The sequence below is a fragment of the Vibrio sp. V42_P2S4T144 genome, from assembly GCF_009904715.1.
Classification (GTDB): Bacteria; Pseudomonadota; Gammaproteobacteria; order Enterobacterales; family Vibrionaceae; genus Vibrio; species Vibrio alginolyticus.
Map to the genome: position 1 here is coordinate 1 of NZ_WXWS01000493.1, position 5626 is coordinate 5626.

The 5626-nt window shown below is 45.3% G+C and carries 5 protein-coding genes; 2 read left to right on the forward strand and 3 right to left on the reverse strand.

Translation table 11 applies throughout. The features are described 5' to 3' along the window. Positions 1-109: 109 nt before the first annotated feature. Positions 110-1372 carry an L-methionine/branched-chain amino acid transporter gene (yjeH, locus tag CAG68_RS16340; RefSeq protein ID WP_086047507.1) on the forward strand — a complete coding sequence of 421 codons (1263 nt, stop codon included), beginning with the start codon at positions 110-112 and terminating at the stop codon, positions 1370-1372. Here yjeH and pdxR read toward each other — a convergent pair whose 3' ends face one another. Next, positions 1373-2818, reverse strand: a complete 1446-nt coding sequence (gene pdxR, locus CAG68_RS16345) for a MocR-like pyridoxine biosynthesis transcription factor PdxR (RefSeq protein WP_086047508.1) — start codon at positions 2816-2818, stop codon at positions 1373-1375. A gap of 100 nt (positions 2819-2918) precedes the next feature. Here pdxR and CAG68_RS16350 point away from each other — a divergent pair, with 100 nt between their 5' ends. Continuing rightward, positions 2919-3575 carry a pyridoxamine 5'-phosphate oxidase family protein gene (locus tag CAG68_RS16350; protein WP_005373620.1) on the forward strand — a complete coding sequence of 219 codons (657 nt, stop codon included), beginning with the start codon at positions 2919-2921 and terminating at the stop codon, positions 3573-3575. Here the strand turns inward: CAG68_RS16350 and CAG68_RS16355 are convergent. Next, the gene (locus CAG68_RS16355) at positions 3556-4878 is read right to left on the reverse strand and encodes an ATP-binding protein (RefSeq protein WP_005373622.1); all 1323 of its coding nucleotides are present in this window, start codon (positions 4876-4878) and stop codon (positions 3556-3558) included. The two genes, CAG68_RS16350 and CAG68_RS16355, sit on opposite strands and share 20 nt — an antisense overlap. Positions 4879-4881: 3 nt before the next feature. Continuing rightward, on the reverse strand, positions 4882-5574 hold the full coding sequence (locus tag CAG68_RS16360) for a response regulator transcription factor (protein ID WP_047101177.1): 693 nt from the start codon (positions 5572-5574) through the stop codon (positions 4882-4884). Positions 5575-5626 lie beyond the last annotated feature (52 nt).

Here is a 5626-nt window from a genome sequence, read left to right on the forward strand (position 1 = left end):
CTTAAGTACTCAGCACATAAATAGCATCGCTTAAACACATAAAACGAAATAACCAGAAGCCACAAGCTTTTTCGTAATAAGCCTCATAACATTGGATGAATCAATTCGCATGGAAGAGCTCAAAAAAGACATTTCACTCACATCAGGTATCGCACAGTTATCCACCACATTAATGGGAACTGGGCTGTTTATGATCCCGGCTATCGCAGCAGGTATAGCTGGCCATTTTTCACTATGGGCTTGGATTTTATTGTTCATCGCGATTTGTCCTATTGCGCTGACTTTTGCTCAACTGGGTAAACGATACCCCAACGCGGGCGGAACAGCCTTTTTTGTACGCAAAGCCTTTAACGCCAAGCTGGAAAGTAGTGTCGCTTGGCTATTTGTTAGTGTCATTCCGGTAGGGGTTCCGGCCGCGATTGCACTCGCCGCAGGCTTTCTACAACAAATATTGCCAGAGCCTATTAGCAACAATCTGTTTGCACAAGTTCTCACGGTAGTACTTCTTGTGTTCGTCAACTTGATGGGCACAAAATCATCAGGTCATTTACAAACTCTTATTGCTTTGAGTGTCTTCGCACTTGTTGGCGCATTTTTATGGAAAGGCGACGTTAACAGCGCCGATCTTGTGATGCCCGCCATCACACAAGAGTCAATTTGGCCTATTACCGCAGCGTTAGGCGTGATGTTCTGGTGTTTTGTTGGCATAGAGGCTTTTGCCCATATGGGGGAAGAGTTCAAAAACCCTCAAAGAGATTTCCCTATTGCCATTGTGGTCGGTTGTTTTGTAGCAGGGGCTACCTATTGGGCATGCTCTGTCGTTATTTTAAAATTTGGTGCGTATGGTAACGCTCAATTTGATAACGCATCCATCCCCTGGCTTAGTGCCCAACTACTAGGCGATGGAGCCAAATGGATAATCAGCTTGATAGGTTTCTCCGCTTGTTTCGCGAGCGTTAACTTATACACACAGAGCCTAGCGCGAATGGTCTGGGCTCAAGCTCGTGAACATCGTCCTTCTAGTCCACTAGCCAAGATTTCACGTCGTGGTGTCCCTTTCTCAGCCACCATATTAGTTGGCGGCATATTATTGATATCTTGTGTGATAGGAACCCTATCACAGCTCGATCTGGAGTTTTTCCTAAAACTCGCAAACAGTGTATTCGTTCTGGTTTACATGTTGGCGATGTTAGCCGCTTTTAAATTGCTTCGAGGATTTGGTAAAGCGCTTGCGGGACTTTCTCTACTGCTTTGTACCGGTGTTTTTATATGTTTAGGCTGGTCAATGTTTTATGCACTTGGCATTTTTACTCTACTTTTACTGCCTTGGAAACAGTGGCGACATAAGCGACAAATACGTGTAGTTGAATAGTCATCGCGTCCCGTTTCGAAATATGTGAGCTAAACGTTGGATACCAGCGTCTATGTTCTCTAACGCGATATTGCCGTAACCAAGCACGGCACCATGCCAGTGACGTGCTTGAAAATCTGGGTGTTCATAATAGCTCAAAGGTCGCAAGATGATCCCTTCATGCTCTGCTAGTTTTGTAAAACGCTGCTCATCCATACCGTCTTGCCATTTCAACGTAATATGAAGCCCCGCCGCTTGGCTAACGACGCAAACACGGTCGTCAAAATGCTGTTGAATGGATACATGCATCTGTTCATGCTTAGTTTTGTACAGTCGACGCATTTTTCGAATATGACGTAATAACCCACCTTCAGTAATAAAATCTGCCAATGCTTCTTGTGTATGCGTCGGCGAATCACCACTTAACGCATCCTTAACCACTAAGCATTGCTCTACTAAACGTTCAGGAACTACAAGGTAGCCAAGCCGCAATCCGTTAAACATCACTTTACTGAAGGAACCCACATACAACACACGCTCATCTCGACCCATTTGAGCCGCTAGCCCCTGTAAGCTGGTATAGGGACGATGAGCAAACTGAAATTCGCTGTCATAATCATCCTCGATGATCCAACTTGATTGTTCGACCGCCCAGTTGATGATCTTTCCTCTTTGCTCGGTATTGAGTGTGGTGCCCATCGGATATTGATTACTTGGTGTAATATACAGCGCATCGGCATCGCTTGAGGTCACCGCTTCCACATCAAAACCTAATTTCTCTGTTACGAACAAAGGCTCAAATTGATAGTTTTGGAACTGAATCAACTTCCGCATTTGCGCGTAACCTGGTTGCTCCATCAGAACCTTATCACCTTGTTTGAGCACTACCATCGTCGCAATTGACAACGCTTGCTGCGCCCCAGAGGTAATAATAATGCGCTCTGGATAACAATTCACTGAACGGCTTGATGCGAGGTAGTCAGCTAAAGCACAGCGCAATGCCCAACTACCCTGAATATCTTGATTCCCCAACAAGCAAGTACGAGACATATGGCGAGTGAGTAACTTTTGCCATTGCGCCATCGGAAATGCGTCCAAATCCGGTACACCCGGTGCAAATGCGCGGTTGATATCAAAGTGAGCTTTCGGTGATGAGTCTCTCTGAACTGAACTAGGTTCAGGCAAGTACTGCTCTGGCAGTTCTACGGCAACATAAAAACCAGAACCTTTTTGGCTGTTCAAGTACCCTTCCGCCACTAACTGTTCGTAGGCAGAAATCACGGTATTCCTACTTAGATTAAGCTCTTGTGAAAGCTTCCGCGTAGAAGGCAGCTTCCCATTCTTCATCCACAGTCCTTGAACAATTTTCTTGCGAATAGCAAAAAACAACGCTTGCTGACGCGTTCCATCACTGTCTTTTAAATGCAGGTCACCGATATCAATCAAAGACAAACTGGATCCATCCATTAGTTAAAAGTGGCTCTCTTTAAGCTACCAGTTAAACGCTACATTGCAATCAAAGAATGAGGATCAATCGCTCGTAATCGTGAGCAAACAAGGAGAGAAAATGCTATCCAACACCAATAGAACGGAAATTAAGAAAGGCGCACATAAAGCCGTCTCTGATGTTAGCAAACTGCACGCCATCATAGATGAAAGCCTAATCGCTCATATTGCGATAACCAACGAGTCAGGCCCTGTGGTCATCCCTATGCTGGCATGGCGTGTCGATGATTACGTGTATATCCATGGCGCCAACAACAGTCGACTGTTACGCTCACTCAAACAAGGAGTGCAAACGTGCTTAACCTTTACTTTGTTTGATGGTTGGGTATTGGCTCGAAGTGCGTTTCACCACAGTGCGCATTATCGCAGTGTTGTGGTCTTTGGCCAGTTTGAGATGGTGGAAGATAACCAAGAGAAAGACAGGTTGCTGAATCACTTTATTGAACAGATCGCTCCGGGGAGAACAGAACAAGTCCGTTTGAGTAATGAAAAAGAACTCAAAGCCACCATGCTGCTGCGTATTCCACTCCTAGAAGCATCAGTGAAAATCAGCAATTTTGGCGTCAACGACGATGCGGAAGACATGGACATCCCTGTTTGGGCAGGTGTCCTACCCTACCGAACCGTCGTAGGTCCACTGCAAGCTTGTGACGATTTGTATGAAGGTATCGCAGAGCCAGACTACCGCAGTGCCTACTCTAACCGTTGGCAGGAATAAGCACCGTAAAACGTGCGCCGCCTAAGTGACTCTCGCCGACAGAAAGCTCCCACCCCAGTTGCCGCGCTGCACTGGTAGCGATGGCAAGCCCTAAACCAAAGCCTTTCATGTCGGCGTTGCGGCTTTTGTCTAAGCGCGAAAATGGCATAAATACTTCTTCTCGCATCGCCTCAGGGATGCCCGGACCATCGTCCTCAATATCGATGCTCCAGCAATCCGCTACCGTTCGAATCGTCACCTCAACGCAGGACTCACCATAACGCTTGGCGTTTTGCAGTAAATTATCGAGGACAAGGTTACCCAAAGTAGGCTGAAAGTGAATCAATTGGTTCGCGAGTTTATTTTCTGCTCTCAACATGGCGGACTCTAAGCCTAGGTAATTCATGCGGCTTTTACACCAAAGTGGCAGTTCCATGGTTTCAACAGAATCGATCCATGAGTGGTTTTTCACACTCAAGCGAGACAGCATGACAATGTCGGACGTTAAATCCGTCACGACATCAACGTATCGTTCAATATCGTCATGTAACTCTGCCTGCATTTCACCACTCGTGCGTCGAGCTAAATCCGTCGCTAGCTGAATACGACTCAGCGGAGTGCGCACTTCATGAGGAATAGCTTGAGTAAAGATGTGTGTTTGGCGCACTCGTCTCTCAATCTCTTCAGACATGCAGTTGAAGCCTTGGGCGAGCTCTTTCACGGGTTGCGAAAATTGCTTTAGCTCGACTCGCGTATTCAACTCACCAGAACCAAATTGTTGTTGCGCAGCCGTTAGTTGCCGAATTTGGCGGTCAAGACGTCGTACAGGTATGTAAACCATAATGCCTAAACTGCATACAACAACCAAAAGTAGAGTAAGTATAAATACAATCTCAGAATCTTCATTCCAATCAACGTGTGGGCTAAAGAAATCCGTTTTTTCTTTGAAAACTAAACTCTTCGAAGTGTTAGGCAAAGGGAATACCGCAGCATAGGTACTGCCATCAATAAGATAAACAGGTATCCCTTGCATACGGTACAGCAGATTACAATCTCGACAAGGCGGTGATCCGTCCCAGTTTTCAACCAATGTTAAATCAAAGATAAAGAAATCTTGCTTGCCGTTTTCGGTTAACTTCTTGTAGAGAGAATCCGGAGTGCCTCGTTGCTCAATGTATTGATCGACAAAATAAGCACCGTCACTCAAAAAAACACCGACTTCTGTTTTGCGCATGTACTCTTCCCCCATAAAGAGAAACAAAGCAACAGTCAGCGCAAGGCCGGTTACTAACCCCACATATAGACGAGTAAACAGGGAAAACACGCGTCATTTACCTGTCAGCATGTAGCCGTGGTGACGTATGGTTTTAATGGTAGCCGTATGGATATGAGCCTTGGAGAACTTCTTCCTTAGCGAGGATATACGCATATCAATCGAACGATCAGTAATGCAGTATTCAATGCCTCGGGCAAGACGACAAAATGATTCACGAGATACTGGCTTATCGACATTCAGCATCAGGAGCTCTAAAATTTCAAACTCAGAACTCGTTAAACCAATATCTTTTTGCAAATAAAATGCTTGGGAGCGACGAAGACAAAGACTAATGCCATATCGGCTCAGCTTTTCTTCTTCAACGATATCAACTTGACGACAATAGCGACGCAACGCTGCTTCAATACGGGCGAGCAAAATATTACCTTTTATCGGTTTGGTAAGGTAATCATCAGCACCGAACTTAAATAAGCTCACCTCGCTCATTTCATCATCGGTCGCAGTCAAAACAATGATAATACCATGATAAAACTTACGCGCCTCTTGGCATATTTCTGCGCCATTTTTTCCTGGTAACATCAAATCTAACAGCACTAGGTCCGGCTTGAGCCCCTTAATCGTTTCTAATGCATTTTGACCGTTATCGATGACAGTTACCGTATATCCTTCGGCTTCGAGGTACATTTTGGTTAATCGAGCAATCTCTGAGTCGTCTTCTACCAGTAAGATTGTATTACCCACCATGAATCATTTACTCCACCAATATGATGGAGGGAGTATATCGCTCGCCCTATAC